Genomic DNA, 19,236 nt, shown 5'->3' with positions numbered 1-19,236 from the left:
CTTGCCTGCCTCCCCGAAAACAGGTAGTAGTCGAAATTGTTTGATATCGATCAAAGTGGGGCTGGAGCGCGGCGCGTAGAAGGAACGATTCAGGAGGAGGGCGAGGCGATGACCAAGCTCCAGGAGAAGCTCCGCGTAGAGGGCGACGACCTTCGCGCACGAGTGCATTTTTGTGCGGACACCGGACAGATCTGGCTTCACGAGCATCGCATGCTGCTCGTCCACGCCGAGGCGCAGGCCTCGCTGCGCAAGGAGCTGATCGACACGCTCGGGATGGCCCGCGCGCGCGGGCTGCTGCTGCGGATGGGCTACGCGTCCGGCGTTCGCGACGCCGAACTCGTGCGCACGCGGATGCAGGATCTCAGCGACGCCGAAGCCTTCATGACCGGGCCGCAGCTGCATGCGCTCGAAGGCATCGTCCGCGTCGTGCCGGTGCGGCTCGAAGTCGACCGCGCCGCCGGCGACTTCTACGCCGAACTCATCTGGGAGAACTCCTGGGAAGGACATTCCCACCGGCGCCATTTCGGCATTCACGACGAGCCGGTGTGCTGGACGCAGATCGGTTACGCGTGCGGCTACACGTCGGCGTTCATGGGGCGCTCGATCCTGTACAAGGAAGTCGAATGCGCCGGCATGGGCCACGGCAACTGTCGCATCGTCGGCAAGCCGATCGAGGACTGGCCGGACGCCGACGAGCACATGCGGTACTTCACTCCGGACTCGATCGCCGACCAGCTGATCGACCTGCAGACCCAGGTCGTGCAACTGCGCTCGTCGATCGGCGAGAAGGACAAGCTGCCGGCCGACATGCTCGGCGCCTCGCCCGGTTTCCGCGCGGCGCTGGCGCTGCTGAAGCAGGCCGCGGCGGGCCAGATCACGGTGCTGCTGCTCGGCGAGACCGGCGTCGGCAAGGAACTTTTCGCGCGCGCGCTGCACGACATGAGCGCGCGGCGCGACAAGCCGCTGGTCGCGATCAACTGCGCGGCGATCCCGCACGAGCTCGTCGAGTCGGAGCTGTTCGGCGTCGAGAAGGGCGCCTACACCGGCGCGCTGGTGTCGCGGCCCGGGCGCTTCGAGCGCGCCGACGGCGGCACGCTGTTCCTCGACGAGATCGGCGATCTGCCGCTGACCGCGCAGAGCAAGCTGCTGCGCGTGCTGCAGGAGGGCGAGGTCGAGCGGCTCGGCGACGACAAGACGCGCAAGATCAACGTGCGCCTGGTCGCCGCGACGAATGCCGGCCTGCCGCAGCTCGTCAAGGAAGGCCGCTTCCGCGCCGACCTCTACTACCGCTTGAACGCGTTCCAGATCGACATTCCGCCGCTGCGCGAGCGCCGCGAAGACGTGTCGCTGCTCGCGAAGCATTTCCTCGCGAAGTACGCGGCGATCAACGGCAAGACGCTGCCCGGCTTCACCGACCGCGCGAAGCGCGCGCTGACGACCTATCCGTGGCCGGGCAACATCCGCGAGCTGCAGAACACCGTCGAACGCGGCGTGATCCTCGCGCCGCAGGGCGCCCGCGTCGAAGTCGAGCACCTCTTCCTCGCGCGCGGCGACGAGGACGAACACGAGTTCGGGCTCGACCGCGACGGCAAGCTCGACGACCGCGGCCCCGATGCCGGCAAGGCGTTCTGCGAGTCGGTCTGCGACGGCACGATGACGCTCGACGAGGTCGAGTCGATGCTGCTCGAGACCGCGATGGACAAGGCGCGCGGCAACCTGTCGTCGGCGGCGCGAATGCTCGGGCTGACGCGGCCGCAGCTCGCCTATCGGCTGAAGCGGCTGAGCGAAAGCGCAGGATCGGCCGCGGCCGAAGCCGGGGGTGGCGGCCGGTGAGCGCGATGCGGCGCGCGCGGCTCGTCAGCCTCCGACGCCCGATGGGTTGGAAGGGCATCAGGGAGACGGTGCGTTGAGCACAATCCCGGCCGCCGCACTCGACTACCTCGGCACCCATCACGTGATGACGCTCGCGACGCACGGCCCGGACGGACCGTGGGCGGCGGCGGTGTTCTACGTCAGCGACGGCGCGACGCTGTACTTCCTGTCGTCGCCGTCGTCGCGCCATTGCCGCAACCTCTCGAACAATCCGCAGGTCGCGGTGACGATCCACGAGGATTACGCCGACTGGCCGCAGATCAAGGGCATCCAGGCCGAAGGCGTCGCGCGCGAAATCTCGGGCGACGACGAAAGGCAGGCCCGCGCGCTCTATGGCGCGAAGTACCCCGTCGTCGGCAAGCTCGCGCAGGCGCCCGCGGCGATCGTCAAGGCGCTCGCGAAAGTGCGCTGGTACCGCTTCGAGCCGCAGCGGATGGTGTTCATCGACAACACCGCCGGCTTCGGCCACCGCGACGAGATCGACTGCCGGGAGTGAGCGCGCTGCCGCGGCCGGCAAGCGGGCCGGTTACCGACCTCCGTTCGTCCTGAACGATGTCAAAGGGCAATAAGGCAGGTCGTCGACAGGCCGGTCTCGACCGTCTGCAGGATTGAGCGCGAACGGACCGTGCCGATTATTACTAACCCGGCAGCTAAAGACCGTTCGGGCTGAGCCCTTCGTCACGCTCAGGACCGGCCTGTCGAAGCCCTGGCAGCGCCCTTCGACAGGCTCAGGGCGAACGGTTGTATCCATTTGCCGGGTTACTAGCGCGACGCGGCGTCGGCGCCTGCGAATCCAGCGCCGGTGATGCGGTCCGTGTCCGCGATCCTCCGCTCGACGCCGCGCAGCGCAACGGCGGTGACGACGCCGAGCATCGCGATCGCGGGAATCAGCCAGCGCCCGCCGTCCCAGCCACCGAGCGCAGTGACGGCAGCGGCGACCGCCGGCGGGCCAGAGAGCGAGCCGAGATTCGCGCACTGGAACACGATGCCGTTCGCGACGAGGATCTGCTGCGGGTTGCGGGCGTGGATCGGCACGCCCGCCATCACGGTCGCGGGCAGCGCGCCCGCGGCGGCGCAGGCGACGATCGCGGCGATCGAGCGCAGCAGCGGATCGGCGTCGGCCGTGAACACCAGCCAGCCGAGCGCGCCGAGCATCACCTGCACGCCCGCAATCACCGCCCAGCGCGGCAGACCGGCCGCGGCGAGGACTCCCGCGCCGAGGTTGCCCGCGATGTTGCCGACGACTGCGAGCGCGGTCAGCCAGGTTGCGCCGCGCGCGGTATAGCCCATGTATTCGACCGCGAACGACGGCAGCCAGGTTGCGATCACGAACCAGATCGCCGCGAACGCGCCGAACGAGATCCCCATCAGCCAGGGGCCGGGCTGCCGCAGCGCGCGCCATGACGGTGGCGTCGTGGGCATGTTGGGTCCGTTGGCCGAGCGCGTCGCGGCGCGCAGGCGGTGGCGGTACGTGAAGGTCAGCGCCGCGCATATCGCGAGCAGCGCCGCGTTCCACCACCACAGGCCGCGCCAGCCGACGGCTTCGAGGATCAGCGGCGCGAGTCCCATCGTCAGCGCAATGCCGGCCGGCATGTAACAGCTCCACACCGTCAGCAACTGGCGGCGTCGTCGCGGGGTATGTGCGAGCGTCGAGGCGATCAGCGACGGCGCGGACACGACGACGAGCACGAAGCCCGTTCCTTCGAGGAGGCGCGAGGCGAGCAGCAGGTTGCCCGAGCCCGCCTCCGCGCCGACGACCGAGCCGAGCGTGAGCAGGATCAGGCCGTTCAGCAGCCCGGTGTGGGCGCCGCGTCGCGCCATCGTGAGCGCGACCGCGATACCGAGCGCCGCGGTCGCCGCGCTGATCGCGCTCGCGACCCACGCGATCTGCACCAGGCTCATCGACAGTTCCGCGCGGATCGCCTCGATCGCGGGCGGCACCTTGCCGACCTGTGCGGCGGCGATGCAGCCCGCGGTCAATGCCAACAGGATCGCCGCGGGGTCCGCGGTCGCTTCTTTGCGCTGCATCCCTGTCTCCTCGTTCTGGTGCTCGCTGCCGGGGGCGTCGTCGCGCGACGCGTTGTTCTTGATCCGGACGGCAAGGGTCTCGTGCCCAGCGACAGCATACGTGACATCGCGGCGGCGCCAACACGTTCACACGTCGACTTTCGCTTTTCTTGACGAGCGTCAATATAGTTTGAGCTCAAACAGTTTGTAATCAATCGCAGACCCGGCCCTGTCCAAAAAGATGCCCGGTGGCGGGCACCGGCAGGGCGACCCCACGGAGGAGCGACATGACAGCATTCGAACAGACGTCCGAAGCGGTACTCGAGAACAGCGCGCAGCAGGAAAGCGCAGTGAATCCGGCGCTCGCGCGGCGAAGCGAAACGGCAGCGCCGCGCCCCGTCGAGGAACTCGACAGCGTCGTGATCCGCTTCGTCGGCGACTCCGGCGACGGCATGCAGCTCACCGGCTCGGAGTTCTCGAAGGCGGTCGCGAAGGCCGGGCACGGCTTCGCGACGCATCCCGACTACCCGTCCGAAATCCGCGCGCCGACCGGCACGCTGTTCGGCGTCTCCGGCTACCAGATCCAGTACGGCGCGCGCGAGGTGTTCACGTCGGGCGACGCGCCGGACGCGCTCGTCGCGATGAACCCTGCCGCGCTGAAGACGAACCTCCCCGACGTCAAGCACGGCGGCATCGTCATCGCGAACACCGGCGCGTTCTCCGACGCCAACCTCGCGAAGGCCGGCTACGCGGCGAACCCGCTCGAGGACGGCAGCCTCGACGGCTATCGCCTGTTCAAGATCGACATCTCGGCGCTGACCTCCGCCGCGCTGCGCGACAGCGGCCTGTCGAAGAAGGAGGTCGGGCGCTGCAAGAACTACTTCGCGCTCGGGCTAATGCTGTGCCTCTATGGGCGGCCGATCGACAACGAGATCGCCGAGATCCACGACAAGTTCGCGAAGAAGCCGGAGTTCGCCGAGGCGAACGTCACCGCGCTGCGCGCCGGCCATGCGTACGCCGACGCCGCCGAGATCTTCGCCGCGACCTACCAGGTGCGCGAAGCGGCGGCGCGTCCCGGCGTCTACCGCAGCATCACCGGCAACCAGGCGGCCGCGCTCGGCTTCGTCGCCGCGTCGGAGACGTCGGGCGTGCCGCTCTTCCTCGGCTCGTACCCGATCACGCCGGCCACCGACATCCTGCACGAGCTGTCCGCGCTGAAGCATTTCGACGTCACGACCTTCCAGGCCGAGGACGAGATCGCGGGCATCTGCTCGACGATCGGCGCGGCATATGGCGGCGCGCTCGGGCTGACGACGACGTCGGGGCCGGGCATGGCGCTGAAGACCGAGGCGATGGGGCTCGCGGTGATGCTCGAGCTGCCGATGGTCATCGTCAACGTGCAGCGCGGCGGCCCGTCGACCGGCCTGCCGACGAAGATCGAGCAGTCGGACCTGCTGCAGGCGGTCTACGGCCGCAACGGCGAATGCCCGATGCCGGTGATCGCCGCGAAGTCGCCGTCGGACTGCTTCGACTGCGCGATCGAGGCCGTGCGCCTCGCGGTGAAGTACATGACGCCGGTGATCCTGCTGACCGACGGCGGCATCGCGAACGCGGCCGAGCCGTGGCGCATCCCCGAGGTCGCAAGCCTGCCGAAGATCGACGTGACGTACCGAACCGACCCGGAAGGCTTCAAGCCGTACGCGCGCGACGAGAACCTCGCGCGTGCGTGGGTGCGGCCGGGCACGCCGGGCATGGAGCATCGCGTCGGCGGACTCGAAAAGGATTTCCTCACCGGCAACATCTCGCACGACCCGATCAATCACCAGCGCATGGTCGACGTGCGCGCGGCGAAGGTCGCCGGGACGGCGAAGGACATTCCGCCTTCGAAGGTCGAAGGCCCGGCGCAGGGCGAACTCCTCGTCGTCGGCTGGGGCAGCACTTACGGCACGATCGCGCAGGCGCGCGAGCAGGCCGCGGCGCAGGGCCGGTCGGTCGCGCATATCCACTTGCGTAACCTCAATCCGCTGCCGCCGGACCTCGGCGACATCCTCGCGCGCTACAAGACCGTGCTGGTCCCGGAACTCAACATGGGCCAGCTGACCAAGCTGCTGCGCGAGCAGTTCCTGCGCGACGTCGTGCCGCTGAACAAGGTGCAGGGCAAACCGTTCAAGGTCGCCGAAGTGCTCGACCGCATCCTCGAACTGAGCTGACGCGCATCCGTCGCCGTCCCGCTGCCAGACCGACAAGGAAAACACCATGAACGACATGACGCTTCCCGTCACGCTGACGAAAAAGGATTTCGAATCGAACCAGGACGTGCGCTGGTGCCCCGGCTGCGGGGACTACGCGGTGCTCGCGCAGATCCAGAAGCTGTTGCCGACGCTCTGTATCCCCAAGGAGAATTTCGCGTTCATCTCCGGCATCGGCTGCTCGAGCCGCTTTCCGTACTACATGGACACTTACGGGATGCACAGCATCCACGGCCGCGCGCCGGCGATCGCGAGCGGGCTGAAGGTGGCGCGCCCGGAGCTGTCGGTGTGGGTCGTCACCGGTGACGGCGACTCGCTCGCGATCGGGGGCAACCACTTCATCCACGCGATGCGGCGCAACGTCGATCTGAAGGTCATCCTGCTGAACAACCGCATCTACGGGCTGACGAAGGGGCAGTACTCGCCGACGTCCGAATTCGGCAAGAAGACGAAGAGCACGCCGCTCGGCAGCATCGACCGGCCGTTCTCGCCGGTCTCGCTCGCGCTCGGCGCCGGCGCGACCTTCGTCGCGCGCACTGTCGACGGCGATCTTCAGCACCTCGCGTCGGTGCTCGCGCGCGCCGCGGCGCACAAAGGCACGGCTTTCGTCGAAGTCCTGCAGAACTGCATCGTCTTCAACGACGGCGCCCACGCGGCGATCAGCGACAAGGCGACGCGCGACGATGCGCGCCTGCTGCTCGAACATGGCAAGCCGCTCGTGTTCGGGAAGAACCGCGACAAGGGCATCCGGCTGCGCGGCATGGAGCCCGAAGTCGTCGCGCTCGATGCGGACGGCGCCGACATCGGGCAGCTCGTGGTCCACGACGAGAGCGCGACGCACGCGGGCCTCGCGTTCTTCCTGTCGCAGTTCGACACGCCCGACCTGCCGGTGCCGCTCGGCGTGTTCCGCTCGGTGAGCGCGCCGACCTGCGACGAGCTCAACGCGCAACTGCACGACGGTGCGCGCGCGGCGAAAGGGCGGGGGGACCTCGCCGAGCTGCTCAACAGCGGCGACACGTGGACGATCGCGTAAGGGCGATCCGGCGCGGTGTGCCGCCGTCAACCGCAGCCGTGGCGGCGCGTTCATAAGGGCAGGACGTTCCCGTCCTGCCAACTCAGCGCGGAGGTTAGAACATGAAGAAGATCGTCGGTACCACGCTCGCCCTGCTGTTCGCCGCCCACGTCCCGCTCGCGCTTGCGCAAGCGACTCCGGCCACTCCGGCCACGCCCGCCGCGTCTGCGGCGCCCGGCACCAACTGCGAAGCGAAGGCGGTCGACAAGAAAGGCAAGGCGCTCGCCGGTGCGGCGCGCGCGTCGTTCATCAAGAAGTGCGAGGCCGACCACGAGCGCGCCGCCGGCTGCGAGGCGAAGGCCGTCGGCAAGGACGGCAAGCCGCTTTCAGGCGCGGCGAAGTCCTCGTTCATGAAGAAGTGCGCGGCCGGCCGATAAGGACCGCGGCGGCGAAAGAAGCGCGCGGTGGCCCGCGCAGTGGGCTGGTAAGGACCGCGACCCCGGGCCGGAAAACCGGCGACCGCCGGTGCTAGTGATGGTCAGCCCGATCCCCGCTCAGCGGCTACGCTGAACGGGGATTCTTTTTTAGGTCGGGTCTCATTGCAGTTTGCAGGGGAGGCCGGCGTCGATCGTGTCGCCGCGGTAGCGCGCGTCCTCTCGCGCAAGGAAAAACGGGCGCCCCCGGTTCCGGGGACGCCCGTCGAAAGGCCGGGTAGAGGAGGGAACCCGGCCAGCAACGTTCAGTGGTGGTACGCGGTCTCTCCGTGCGCCGTGACGTCGAGCCCCTGCCGCTCCTCGTCCTCCGCGACGCGCAGTCCGACGAGGATGTCGGCGGCCTTGTACGCGATGACCGCGACGACCGACGACCAGACCATCGTGATCAGCACGCTGTAAGTCTGGATCCACACCTGCCCGGCGATCGAGAAATCTTCTGCGCCGGTGCCGCCCAGCGCCGGCGCGGTGAAGACGCCGGTCAGGATCGCGCCGAGGATGCCGCCGACGCCATGCACGCCGAACACGTCGAGCGCATCGTCGGCGCCGAGGATGCGCTTCAGGCCATTGACACCCCACAGGCAGACGAAGCCGGCGAGCAACCCGATGATGATCGCGCCCATCGGACCGACGGTGCCGCAGGCCGGCGTGATCGCGACGAGGCCGGCGACCGCGCCCGACGCCGCGCCGAGCATCGACGGACGCCCCTTGAAGAGCGCTTCGCCGAGCGACCACGCGAGCACCGCGGCGGCGGTCGCGACCAGCGTGTTGATGAACGCGAGCGCGGCGCCCGAGGTCGCTTCGAGGTTCGAGCCAGCGTTGAAGCCGAACCAGCCCACCCACAGCATCGACGCGCCGACCATCGTCAGCGTCAGCGAATGCGGCGCCATCGATTCGCGGCCGAAGCCGATGCGCTTGCCGACCATGTACGCGCCGACGAGGCCTGCGACGCCGGCGTTGATATGCACGACCGTGCCGCCGGCGAAGTCGAGCGCGCCGTCGCCGAGCAGCAATCCGCCCGGTCCCCACACCATGTGGCAGATCGGCAGGTAGCACAGCGTGAACCAGATCACCGAGAAGATCAGCACCGCCGAGAACTTCATCCGCTCGGCGAACGCACCGACGATCAGCGCTCCGGTAATGCCGGCGAAGGTCGCCTGGAACGCGACGAACGCGAATTCGGGCAGCTTCACGTTGTCGGTGAAAGTGTCCGCGAGCGTGTCGATCGTGACGCCGCCGAGGAACAGCTTGTCGAGCGAGCCGATGAACGGTGCCCCTTCGGTGAACGCGAGCGAGTAGCCGTAGAACACCCACAGCACCGCGATCAGCGAGAACACGACCATCACCTGCATCAGCACCGACAGCATGTTCTTTGAACGCACGAGCCCGCCGTAGAAGAGTGCGAGGCCCGGCAGCGCCATGAAGAGCACGAGCAGCGTCGACGTCATGATCCACGCGACGTCGCCCTTGTCGACGACCGGCGCGGCCGCCGCGACGGCCGTGCCGAGCGCCGGCGCGACGTCCTGTGCGAGCGCGCTGCCGGCGAGGCCGGCGGTGAGCAATGCCGGCAGGATTGCGAAGGATTTCTTCATGGTCGCCTCCGTTATAGCGCGTCGAGACCGGTTTCGCCGGTGCGAATGCGGATGGCCTGCTCGAGCTCGTAGACGAAGATCTTGCCGTCGCCGATCTTGCCGGTCGCGGCGGACTTCTCGATCGCCTCGATGACCTGGTCGAGCAGTTCGGTCGGAATCGCGGCGTCGATCTTCACTTTCGGCAGGAAATCGACGACGTATTCGGCGCCGCGGTACAGCTCGGTGTGACCTTTCTGGCGCCCGAAGCCCTTGACCTCGGTGACGGTGATGCCCTGCACGCCGATCGCGGACAGCGCTTCGCGGACTTCGTCGAGCTTGAAGGGCTTGATGATGGCGGAGACGAACTTCATGGTTTTTTCCTTTCAGTCGAAGCGGAAGTCAGAAGGACCGGCTGACCGAGAACACGACCCGCTCCTGGGCGAGGTCGCCGCGCTCGTCGGTGTCGACGTAGTGCAGGCCGAGGTTGAACCCCGCCAGCGACTTCGTGACGCCGAGTTTCCAGTCGTTGTAAGAATCGACGGGGCCGGCGATGCGCTGGCGGCCGAAGTGCGCGTTCAGCGTCAGGCCGTCCCCGATCTCGTATGCCGCGGCAAGGTCGAAGTACTGGCTGCCGTCGGAGTCGTCGAGGCCGAAGAGGTCGGTGAAGGCGTACGAGTACTTGAAGCTCAGGAAGGACCAGCTCAGTCCGACGTAGCCCTCGGTCGTGTTCGGGTTGTCGAGGCCGGTATCGTTGCGCCATGCACGGTCGAAGTCGCCCGGGTAGTAGTACTGCAGCACGCCGACGTCGAGCCCGAGCGGGCCGAGCGGCATCTTGAAGCCGCCATAGATGTCGAGCTCGAGGCTGTTGCCCGACGACGAGGTCGTCTCCGCATCGTTCAGCCACGACACGTTAGAGCCCCAGACGCCGGCATAGAAGCCGCCAGGGTGCGCATAGTCGAACCCGCCCTGCAGCGCCGGACGTTCGTCGGTCTGGCTGATGCCGCGGTACGCGTAGTCGGACACGACGGCCACGTTCGTGGTGAACGGACTGTCCTGCGCGAGCGCGGCGCCCGACCCGAGCAGCGGCAAGCCGGCGAAAGCAGCGACTACGGTTTTGCTCTTCTTCATGGCGTTGCTCCTTGACGATGGTCTTCACCAATCACGGATAGCATCGGCCGTGCCATCACCCTCCGTGGCATCGCAAGCCTGTGTTCCGATTAGGGAATCTGGCTCCGTGCAGCGGCTCGCCCGCTTCGTCTTCGCGCGCTTTCCGAGGGCGCGGCGGGTGTAGATGCACCGTTACGGTGCGTGAGAGCGCAGGCTGACCTGCTCCAAGGATTCGGTCCCGAAAACCGACGTGCTAGACTGCGCTCCCCTTCATGAACCCCCTGAGGCGCTGCCATGGCTGGTCCCCGCATCCTTGACGAACTCGGCGCGAAGCTCTCCGAGCTTGCCGCCAGCAATCCGGCCCGGGATTTCGAGAAGAACGCGAAGGCGCTGCTCGGCAGTGCGTTCGGCAAGCTCGATCTCGTGACGCGGGAGGAATTCGACATCCAGCGCGAAGTGCTCGCCAACGCGCGCCAGAAGCTCCTCGAACTCGAAGAGCGCGTCGCCGCGCTCGAGTCCGAGCTCACGCGCGTGCGCACCGACCGCGAAGAGAGCTGAGCCGGCGCGGCGCCGTCGCTGCGCCGCATACGCGGCTCACCGTCTCGCGCACCGGCGGTGCATTCCCGCTCCGGGGCGCGAGCGGAACTCGTTTAACTCTTTGTCATAAATCCAGGCTCCGGTAGACTGCTTCGCGGTCCTACCGGAGTCTCTGCATGTCGCTCGCCCTCGTCCGCTCGCGCGCGCTCGTCGGTCTGAATGCCCCCGAAGTCGCCGTCGAAGTCCACCTCGCGAACGGCCTGCCGTCGTTCAACCTCGTCGGCCTCGCCGATACCGAGGTGCGTGAAGCGCGCGACCGCGTGCGCGCCGCGATCGTCACGTCCCAGTTCGAATTTCCGCAGCGCCGCATCACCGTCAATCTCGCGCCCGCCGATCTGCCGAAGGAGGGCGGGCGCTTCGACTTGCCGATCGCGATCGGCATCCTCGTCGCCTCCGGGCAGGTCGACGGCGCGCGCCTCGCGGCCCACGAGTTCGTCGGCGAACTGTCGCTCAACGGCATGCTGCGGCCGGTCCGCGGCGCGCTTGCGGTCGCGCTCGAAACCGGACGGGCCGCGCGGCAACTCGTGCTGCCCGACGGCAATGCGGCCGAAGCTGCGCTCGCGAGTGCGGCGCAAGTGCTGCCGGCGGGCAACCTGCTCGCGGTCTGCGCGCACCTCAACGGGCATTCGGCGCTCGCGCGCCACATTGCGCCGCCCCGGGACGCGGAGGTCGCGCCGGACGCCGATCTCGCCGACGTGAAAGGTCAGTTGCAGGCGCGCCGAGCGCTCGAAGTCGCCGCCGCGGGCCAGCATTCGCTGCTGCTGTTCGGTCCGCCCGGCACCGGCAAGTCGATGCTCGCGAAGCGGCTGCCGGGATTGCTGCCGCGGATGGACGAGGCCGAGGCGATCGAGAGTGCCGCGATCCAGTCGATCGAAGGATCCTTCGACGCGTCGCGCTGGGCGCAGCGGCCGTACCGCGCGCCGCATCATTCGACGTCGGCGCCGGCGCTCGTCGGCGGCGGCGCGGTGCCGCGTCCCGGCGAAATCAGCCTCGCGCACCACGGCGTCCTGTTCCTCGACGAGCTGCCGGAATTCGACCGTCGCGTGCTCGAAGCGCTGCGCGAGCCGCTCGAGACCGGCACCGTGACCGTGTCGCGAGCGCGCCGGCGCGCCGAGTTTCCCGCGCGCTTCCAGCTCGTCGCCGCGATGAACCCCTGCCCCTGCGGTCATGCCGGCAGCGCGCGCTGCCGCTGCACTCCCGACCAGATTGCGCGCTACCGCGGCAAGCTCTCGGGCCCGCTGCTCGACCGCATGGACCTGGTCATCGAAGTGCCGCTGCTCGATCACGCCGAGATGCTCGCGCAGCCCGCCGGCGAGCCGAGCGCGGCGGTGCGCGAACGCGTCGAGCGCGCGCGGACGGCGCAGCGCGACCGGCAGGGCGAGCCGAACAGCCGGCTCGCTGCCGGGCGTATCGACACGCTCTGTGCGCCGGACAATGAAGGACGCGCGCTGCTCAGCCACGCGATGGCGCGGTTGAACCTATCGGCGCGCGGCTACCACCGCGTCCTGAAAGTCGCCCGCACGATCGCCGACCTCGCCGGCGCCGAACGCGTCGGCGCCCCGCACCTGGCCGAAGCGATCCAGTACCGGCGCGGGCTCGACGCGCGATAGCGTCGGACGGTGGGCTCGCCGAGCCGTAGGTCGGCGTGAGCGCAGCGAAGGCCGACGCAGGAGCGATCGGAGCCGGTAACGTCGGGCATCGCTGCGCTCGGTCCGTCCTACGCACGATTACCTACGACGTGTGCATTCGTCGGAGCGGGGCCGCGCGACGGGCACGAGCCCGCACCCGGCGACTGCGCCGGCGCTCCAGCCTGTATGCTTCGTGACGCGGCAAGCCGGCGCTAATGAACCCAGACCGGCCTTTCGACCTCGGCGCCGTTCCGTGATGGGGTGCCGACGAATCCCGCCAACAACGACAACAACGACTTTCCCCAGGAGTCTTGCTGTGCCCGCTTCCTCCCCGTGGCTCGCGGCGGTGCTCGCCGCGCTGTCGGCGATCGGCCCGTTTTCGATCGACACCTACCTGCCGGCGTTTCCCGCGATCGCCGCGTCGCTGTCGGCGACGCAGCTCGAAGTCCAGCAGACGCTGACCGCGTACATGGCGACCTTCGCGTTCATGGTGCTGTGGCACGGCGCGCTCGCGGACCGCTTCGGGCGTCGCGCGGTGATACTCGTGTCGATGGCGCTCTTCGCCGCGGCGTCGCTGATCTGCGCGTTCGCGCCGTCGATCGAGTGGCTGTGGATCGGGCGCGCGCTGCAGGGATTGGTCGGCGGCGCGGGGGTCGTCGTCGGACGCGCAATCGTCCGCGACATCTATGACGGCCCGCAGGCGCAGCGGCTGATGTCGCGCGTGATGATGATTTTCGCGATCGCGCCGGCGATCGCGCCGATGATCGGCGGCGTCCTGCTCGCGATCGGAGGCTGGCGCGCGATCTTCGTGTTTCTTGCGCTTTTTTCGATCGCGCTCGCGTACCTGACGTGGCGCTTCCTGCCCGAAACCCTGCCCGTCGCGGCGCGCCACCCGCTGCATCCGGTGACGCTCGGTCGCGCCTACGCGAAGGTGTTCGGCAGCGGCGCGTTCCTGCTCGTCGCCGGCGCGGTCGCATTCAACTTCAACGGCTTCTTCGTGTACGTGGTGTCGGCGCCGACCTTCCTGATCGGGCATCTCGGACTCGGGCCGCATCAGTTCGCGTGGCTTTTCGTGCCGGCGGTCCTCGGCATGATCGCCGGCTCGGCGCTGTCCGGGCGCATCGCCGGGCACTGGAGTCCGCGGCGGACGATCAGCGTCGGTTTCGCGATCATGATCGCCGCCGCGCTCTGCAACGTGCTCGTCGCCGCGCTGCTGACGCCGGGCGTGCCGCAGTCGGTGCTGCCGATCGGGCTCTACACCTTCGGCATGTCGGTGGCGATGCCGAGCCTGACGCTGCTCGCGCTCGACCGCTTTCCGAAGCGGCGCGGCCTCGCGTCGAGCTGCCAGAGCTTCCTGCAAGTCGGCGTGAACTCGGTGACCGCGGGGCTGCTCGCGCCGGTGCTGTGGTATTCGCCGCTGACGCTCGCGGCGAGCATGGCCGGCTTCGTCGCGCTCGGGCTGTTCCTCTTCGCAAGCTGGCGGCGCGCGCAGGAGACGTGAGCGTCAGGTGATTTCGTCGATCTCGCCGAGGTAGGCGGCGCGCACCTTCGGGTTGGTCAGCAGCTCGGCGCCGCTGCCAGTCAGCGTGATGCGGCCGGATTCCAACACGTAGGCGCGCTGCGAGAATTCGAGTGCGAGGTTCGCGTTCTGCTCGACGAGCAGCACGGTGACGCCTTCCTTCGCGACCGACTGCACGACTTCGAAGATCTTCTCGACGACGAGCGGCGCGAGCCCCATCGATGGCTCGTCGAGCAGCAAGAGCTTCGGGCGCGACAGCAGCGCGCGGCCGATCGCGACCATCTGCTGCTCGCCGCCCGACAAGGTGCCGGCGACCTGCGCCAGCCGCTCCTTCACGCGCGGCAGCATCGCGTAGACCCGTTCGAGATCGGCGTCGATGCCCGCGGCGTCGCGGCGCGAGTACGCGCCCATGCGCAGGTTTTCCTCGACGGTGAGCCGCGTGAAAATCCCGCGACCTTCCGGCACCAGCGCGATGCCGCGCCGCAGCCGCTTGTGCGCCGGCAGGTGCTTGAGCTTTTCGCCCTGATAGACGATCTCGCCGCCCGCGAGCGGCAGGACGCCGGCGATCGCGTTGAGCGTCGTCGTCTTGCCGGCGCCGTTCGCGCCGATCAGGCTCACGAGCTCGCCGCGGTAGAGCTCGAGGTCGATGCCCTTGACCGCCTGGATGCCGCCGTACGCGATTTGCACGCGATCGAGCTGCAGCAGCGGCGACGCCGAGTTAGTGTGCATGCTTCGCGCCTCCGCCGAGATAGGCGCTGATCACGGCTTCGTCCTTCTGCACGACCGCCGGCACGTCCTCGGCGATCTTGCGGCCGAAGTCGAGCACCGCGACGCGGTCGCACAGCCCCATCACGAGCTTCACGTCGTGTTCGATCAGCAGCACCGTGATGCCGTCGCGCCGGATCTGCTCGATCAGGAGTTTCAGCTGCGCGGTCTCGGTCGCGTTCATGCCGGCCGCCGGTTCGTCGAGCGCGAGGAGCTGCGGCTCGGTCGCCAATGCGCGGGCGATCTCGAGCCGGCGCTGGTCGCCGTACGACAGGTTTTTCGCCGTCGCGGTCGCGAAACGCTCGATGCCGACGTATTTCAGCAGCTCGTACGCGCGCTCGGTCGTCAGGCGCTCTTCATCGCGGGTGCGCTTGTTCTGCGTCAGGATCCCCCAGATCGTCGCCTTCGTGCGGATGTGGTGGCCGGCCATCACGTTCTCGAGCGCGGTGAGGTCGCGGAACAGGCGGATGTTCTGGAAGGTCCGCGCGATACCCTGCGCGACGACGAGATGTGGCTTGCCGGTCGGCAGCGGCGCGCCGTTGAACGCGAACTCGCCGCCGTCGGGCGTGTAGGCGCCGGTCAACACGTTGAAGAGCGTCGTCTTGCCCGCGCCGTTCGGGCCGATCAGGCCGTAGATCTCGCCTTTGCCGATCGTCAGCGACACGTTCGACAGCGCCTTCAGGCCGCCGAAGCGCTTGTCGATGCCGCGGGCTTCGAGCAGCGTGATCACCGCTTCACCTCGCGGCCGGACAGGTGTTCGACGCGCGAATAGCGCGGGTGTGCCGGGATGAGTCCGGCGGGCTTCAGCAGCATCATCAGGATCATCGCGAGCGAAAGCAGCAGCATGCGCAGCACTTCGGGGTCGAGGATCACCGTGCCGAACAGCGCCTGCTGCATCGGCACCGCGAGGTGGCGCAGGATTTCCGGCAGCGCGGACAGGATCAGCGCGCCGACGATCGCGCCGGCGACGTTGCCCATGCCGCCGAACACGACCATCGTCAGCACCGCGATCGACTCCATCAGCGAGAACGACTCCGGCGACACGAAGCCCTGGAACGAGCCGAAGAGAGCCCCCGCGACGCCGCCGAAGGTCGCGCCGAGCGAGAACGCGAGCAGCTTCAGGTTGCGCGTATTGATGCCGATCGCCTTCGCCGCGAGCTCGTCGTCGCGCATCGCCGCCCATGCGCGGCCGACGCGCGACACCTGCAGGCGCTGGATGAAGATCACCGAGCCGGCGACGCACGCGAGGAAGAAGTAGTAGTACAGGAACAGCGAGTTGATCGAGAAATCCTCGGTGACCTGGATGTTGCGCGACAGGTCCCAGCCGAACAGCACCAGCGGATCGAGCGCGTTGATGCCCTGCGGGCCGTTCGTGATGTTGATCGGGTAGTTCAGGTTGTTCATGAAGATGCGCACGATCTCGCCGAAGCCGAGCGTGACGATCGCGAGGTAGTCGCCGCGTAATCGCAGCACCGGGAAGCCGAGCATGATGCCGGCCAGCGCGGCGAAGCCGGCCGCGAGCGGCAGCACGACCCAGAACGGCAGATGCACGTCGAAATGCGGCGACGCGAGAAACGCGAACGTGTAGGCGCCGACCGCGTAGAACGCGATGTAGCCGAGATCGAGAAGGCCCGCGAAGCCGACGACGAGGTTCAGACCGAGCGCGAGCATCACGTACAGCAGCGCGAAATCGAGCACGCGCACCCAGGTGCGGCCGAACAGGATCGCGACGAGCGGCGCCGCGAGCGCGACGACGACGATCAGCCAGCGCGCGGCCTGCGGGTTGCGCTTGCCGAGCCACGGGACGGCGAGGGCGAGTTCGTTCATGCGCAGGTCTCCGTCACGCGCGGTCCGACACGCGCTCGCCGAGCAGCCCGGTCGGCCGGAAGATCAGCACCAGCCCGAGGATGATGAACGCGAAGATGTCCTGGTAGGACGAGTTCAGGAAGCCGAAGGTCAGGTGCTCGATGTAGCCGGCGCCGAAGGATTCGACGAGCCCGAGCACGACGCCGCCGAGCATCGCGCCGCCGAGGTTGCCGATGCCGCCGAGCACCGCGGCGGTGAAGGCTTTCAGCCCGGGCATGAAACCCATGCCGTAGTGCGCGATGCCGTAGTTGCTCGCATACATCACGCCGGCGACCGCGGCGAGCGCGGCGCCGATGACGAAGGTCAGCGCGATGATCAGGTTCGTGTCGACCCCCATCAGACTCGCGACGCGGTGGTTCTCGGCGGTCGCCCGCATCGCCCGGCCGAGCTTCGTCTTCGTCACCAGCAGGATCAGCGCGCCCATGATCAGCGCCGAGCCGACGATGATCGTGATCTGGATCGGCGTGATGAACACGCCCGGGATCGGCTGCAGCGGGCTCGTCGAGATCAGTTGCGGAAAGGTGTGGTAGCTGCGGCCCCACAGGATCATCGCGATCGTCTGCAGCAGAAAGGACACGCCGATCGCGGTGATCAGCGGCGCGAGGCGCGGCGCGTTCCTCAGCCGCCGGTACGCGAGCCGCTCCATCGCATAGCCAAGCATCATGCATACCGGAATCGCGACCGCGAGCGACAGCGTCAGCATCGCGAGCGGCGACATGCCGGGTGCCACGCCCATCAGGAACAGCATCGTCTGCAGCGCCGTCATCGCGCCGACCATCACGAGGTCGCCATGCGCGAAATTGATCAGCCCGAGGATGCCGTAGACCATCGTGTAGCCGAGCGCGACGAGCGCATAGACGCTGCCGACGACGAGCCCGTTTACGAGTTGCTGCAGGAAAGTTTCCATCGTCAGCCTCGGGGTTGCGGACGCGCGGGGTGTTCGGCGTCGCCGGCCGAGCGCGCGGAAGTCGAACGGGACCGGCGGACGGCCAGCATTGCGTCGCGCCCGTCGGACGCTTCGTGGCGCATCGGTGCTGCGGCCGGGCGGTCAACGCTCGATTGAACCCGGCGAGCCGGTCGCCGCGGCCGGTGCGGCGACGAACAGGCCATCCTCCAAGCGGGGTCGCGGCCGCGACCGGCCGCGACCCCGGTCCTCGCGGCCGTCATGCGCGGCGGCCGCATCGGGTCACATCGCCGCCCATGCACCGTCCTTGTAGCGGTACATCGTCACTGCGCCTTCGCGGATGTCGCCCTTGTCGTCGAACGACACTGTGCCGATCACGCCCGGGAAGTTCGACTTCGCGAGCTCGGGCAGGTACTTCGACGGTTCGGGCGAGTTCGCCGCCTGCATCGCCTTGATGATCGCGGTCGCCGCGTCGTACGCGTACGGCGAGTAGATCTGTACGTCCTGACCGAAGCGCTTCTTGTAGCGGCTGCGGAATTCGGCGCCGCCGGGCATCTTGTCGATCGCGAGGCCCGGCATCGAGCAGTAGGCGTTGCCGCTGATCGCGTCGCCGGCCAGCTTGATCATCTCGGGGCTGCAGCCGCCGTCGCCGGTGACGAACTTCGCCTCGACGCCGAGCTGCTTCAATTGCCGCACCATCGGGCCGGCCTGCGCGTCCATGCCGCCGAAGAAGATCACATCGGGCTTGATGCTGCGGATCTTCGTCAGGATCGCATTGAAGTCGGTCGCCTTATCGGTCGTGAATTCGCGCGCGACGACTTTCGCGCCGCCGGCCTTCGCCGCCTTCTCGGTCTCGTCGGCGAGCCCCTGTCCATACGCGGTGCGGTCGTCGATGATCGCGACGGTCTTCGCGCCGAGGTCGCCGGCGATGAACTTGCCGAGCCGGCTGCCCTGCTGGACGTCGTTCGCGATCGTGCGGAACACGCCCTTGTAGCCCTGGCGCGTCAGCGTCGGGTTGGTCGCCGACGGCGACACCATCGGCACGCCGGCCTGGTTGTAGATGCGCGAGGCCGGAATCGTCGTGCCCGAGTTGAGGTGGCCGATCACGCCTTTGACCCCGGCGTCGACGAGGCGCTGCGCGACCGTCGTGCCGGTTCGCGGGTCGGCCTGGTCGTCTTCGCCGATCAGTTCGAAGCGAACCTTCTTGCCGCCGATCGTGACGCCCTTCGCATTCGCGTCCTCGACCGCGAGCTTCGCGCCGTTCTCGTTGTCCTTGCCGAGGTGCGAAATCGTGCCCGTCAGCGGCGCGACGCTGCCGAGCTTGACGACCATTTCCTGAGCGTGCGCGACCGACAGCCCGAATCCCATTACCGCGATTGCAACGACCGTTCTTTTCATGCCCGACCCTCCGCTGGAAACCAAGGAATTGCCCGACCTCGTCCGCCCGCGCCGACCGCTGCCCGGGCGACCCATGCTGCATGCAACGCCGTGTTTCGTCGATTCCGCGGGCACGCGACCTTTGCGGAAAAACGGCGAAAAGTCGCCGTATTCTGCCGAAAAAACCTTCGAACGATGCGTGGGGCAAAGGGCGTGGCACAAGGCCACGGATTCTGCGACGCAGCATTCGGCGCGCCGGAGCACGTCGTTG

17 protein-coding genes are annotated in these 19,236 nt (G+C 68.2%); 8 read left to right on the top strand and 9 right to left on the bottom strand.

The features are described 5' to 3' along the window. The first annotated feature begins 108 nt into the window (after positions 1-108). The gene (locus tag ROZ37_RS19665) at positions 109-1,833 is read left to right on the top strand and encodes a sigma-54-dependent Fis family transcriptional regulator (protein WP_312662186.1); all 1,725 of its coding nucleotides are present in this window, start codon (positions 109-111) and stop codon (positions 1,831-1,833) included. A 73-nt stretch (positions 1,834-1,906) separates the two neighbouring features. Further along, on the top strand, positions 1,907-2,368 hold the full coding sequence (locus tag ROZ37_RS19660) for a pyridoxamine 5'-phosphate oxidase family protein (RefSeq protein ID WP_312662184.1): 462 nt from the start codon (positions 1,907-1,909) through the stop codon (positions 2,366-2,368). Between the two features lie 266 nt (positions 2,369-2,634). On the opposite strand, the gene ROZ37_RS19655 is transcribed toward ROZ37_RS19660, so the two are convergent. Next, complete coding sequence (locus tag ROZ37_RS19655; RefSeq protein WP_312662182.1) at positions 2,635-3,900, bottom strand: MFS transporter; 1,266 nt, start codon at positions 3,898-3,900, stop codon at positions 2,635-2,637. A gap of 266 nt (positions 3,901-4,166) precedes the next feature. Here ROZ37_RS19655 and ROZ37_RS19650 point away from each other — a divergent pair, with 266 nt between their 5' ends. From ROZ37_RS19650 to ROZ37_RS19640, 3 genes are all read left to right on the top strand, one after another. Continuing rightward, positions 4,167-6,089 (top strand): 2-oxoacid:acceptor oxidoreductase subunit alpha, encoded by a 1,923-nt coding sequence (locus ROZ37_RS19650; protein ID WP_312662180.1) that lies wholly within the window; start codon positions 4,167-4,169, stop codon positions 6,087-6,089. A gap of 46 nt (positions 6,090-6,135) precedes the next feature. Then, positions 6,136-7,161, top strand: a complete 1,026-nt coding sequence (locus tag ROZ37_RS19645; RefSeq protein WP_312662178.1) for a 2-oxoacid:ferredoxin oxidoreductase subunit beta — start codon at positions 6,136-6,138, stop codon at positions 7,159-7,161. A gap of 101 nt (positions 7,162-7,262) precedes the next feature. Further along, positions 7,263-7,577: a hypothetical protein gene (locus ROZ37_RS19640; RefSeq protein WP_312662176.1), complete on the top strand. Its 315-nt coding sequence runs from the start codon at positions 7,263-7,265 to the stop codon at positions 7,575-7,577. A 302-nt stretch (positions 7,578-7,879) separates the two neighbouring features. Here ROZ37_RS19640 and amt read toward each other — a convergent pair whose 3' ends face one another. From amt to ROZ37_RS19625, 3 genes are read right to left on the bottom strand one after another with little or no spacing between them, the layout of a single operon-like run. Continuing rightward, complete coding sequence (gene amt / locus ROZ37_RS19635; RefSeq protein ID WP_312662174.1) at positions 7,880-9,223, bottom strand: ammonium transporter; 1,344 nt, start codon at positions 9,221-9,223, stop codon at positions 7,880-7,882. Positions 9,224-9,234: 11 nt separating this feature from the next. Next, on the bottom strand, positions 9,235-9,573 hold the full coding sequence (gene glnK / locus ROZ37_RS19630; protein WP_312662172.1) for a P-II family nitrogen regulator: 339 nt from the start codon (positions 9,571-9,573) through the stop codon (positions 9,235-9,237). A 28-nt stretch (positions 9,574-9,601) separates the two neighbouring features. Then, positions 9,602-10,330 carry a TorF family putative porin gene (locus ROZ37_RS19625; protein ID WP_312662171.1) on the bottom strand — a complete coding sequence of 243 codons (729 nt, stop codon included), beginning with the start codon at positions 10,328-10,330 and terminating at the stop codon, positions 9,602-9,604. 273 nt (positions 10,331-10,603) lie between these two features. On the opposite strand from ROZ37_RS19625, the gene ROZ37_RS19620 reads away from it, so the two are divergent. From ROZ37_RS19620 to ROZ37_RS19610, 3 genes are all read left to right on the top strand, one after another. After that, positions 10,604-10,867 carry an accessory factor UbiK family protein gene (locus tag ROZ37_RS19620; protein ID WP_312662170.1) on the top strand — a complete coding sequence of 88 codons (264 nt, stop codon included), beginning with the start codon at positions 10,604-10,606 and terminating at the stop codon, positions 10,865-10,867. A gap of 155 nt (positions 10,868-11,022) precedes the next feature. Then, positions 11,023-12,516, top strand: coding sequence for a YifB family Mg chelatase-like AAA ATPase (locus ROZ37_RS19615; RefSeq protein WP_312662169.1), 1,494 nt, complete (start codon positions 11,023-11,025; stop codon positions 12,514-12,516). A gap of 334 nt (positions 12,517-12,850) precedes the next feature. Further along, on the top strand, positions 12,851-14,035 hold the full coding sequence (locus tag ROZ37_RS19610; protein WP_312662168.1) for a multidrug effflux MFS transporter: 1,185 nt from the start codon (positions 12,851-12,853) through the stop codon (positions 14,033-14,035). Between the two features lie 3 nt (positions 14,036-14,038). On the opposite strand, the gene ROZ37_RS19605 is transcribed toward ROZ37_RS19610, so the two are convergent. The 5 genes from ROZ37_RS19605 to ROZ37_RS19585 form a co-directional block, all read right to left on the bottom strand. Further along, the gene (locus ROZ37_RS19605) at positions 14,039-14,782 is read right to left on the bottom strand and encodes an ABC transporter ATP-binding protein (RefSeq protein ID WP_312662166.1); all 744 of its coding nucleotides are present in this window, start codon (positions 14,780-14,782) and stop codon (positions 14,039-14,041) included. Beyond that, a complete protein-coding gene (locus tag ROZ37_RS19600) occupies positions 14,772-15,548 on the bottom strand; it encodes an ABC transporter ATP-binding protein (RefSeq protein ID WP_312662164.1) in 777 nt (258 codons plus the stop codon). Before ROZ37_RS19600 ends, ROZ37_RS19605 begins: the two co-directional genes overlap by 11 nt. Continuing rightward, positions 15,545-16,645: an ABC transporter permease subunit gene (locus ROZ37_RS19595; protein WP_312662162.1), complete on the bottom strand. Its 1,101-nt coding sequence runs from the start codon at positions 16,643-16,645 to the stop codon at positions 15,545-15,547. The genes ROZ37_RS19600 and ROZ37_RS19595 overlap by 4 nt, the downstream gene beginning before the upstream one ends. 13 nt (positions 16,646-16,658) lie before the next feature. Continuing rightward, complete coding sequence (locus tag ROZ37_RS19590) at positions 16,659-17,591, bottom strand: branched-chain amino acid ABC transporter permease (RefSeq protein ID WP_312662160.1); 933 nt, start codon at positions 17,589-17,591, stop codon at positions 16,659-16,661. Positions 17,592-17,870: 279 nt separating this feature from the next. Next, positions 17,871-18,986 (bottom strand): branched-chain amino acid ABC transporter substrate-binding protein, encoded by a 1,116-nt coding sequence (locus ROZ37_RS19585; RefSeq protein WP_312662158.1) that lies wholly within the window; start codon positions 18,984-18,986, stop codon positions 17,871-17,873. Positions 18,987-19,236 lie beyond the last annotated feature (250 nt).

It is taken from the genome of Aromatoleum sp., assembly GCF_032027225.1.
In the GTDB taxonomy this organism is placed as follows: Bacteria; Pseudomonadota; Gammaproteobacteria; order Burkholderiales; family Rhodocyclaceae; genus Aromatoleum.
Note: the sequence above shows the minus strand (reverse complement) of the source record. Positions and strands in the feature narration are given on the sequence as shown.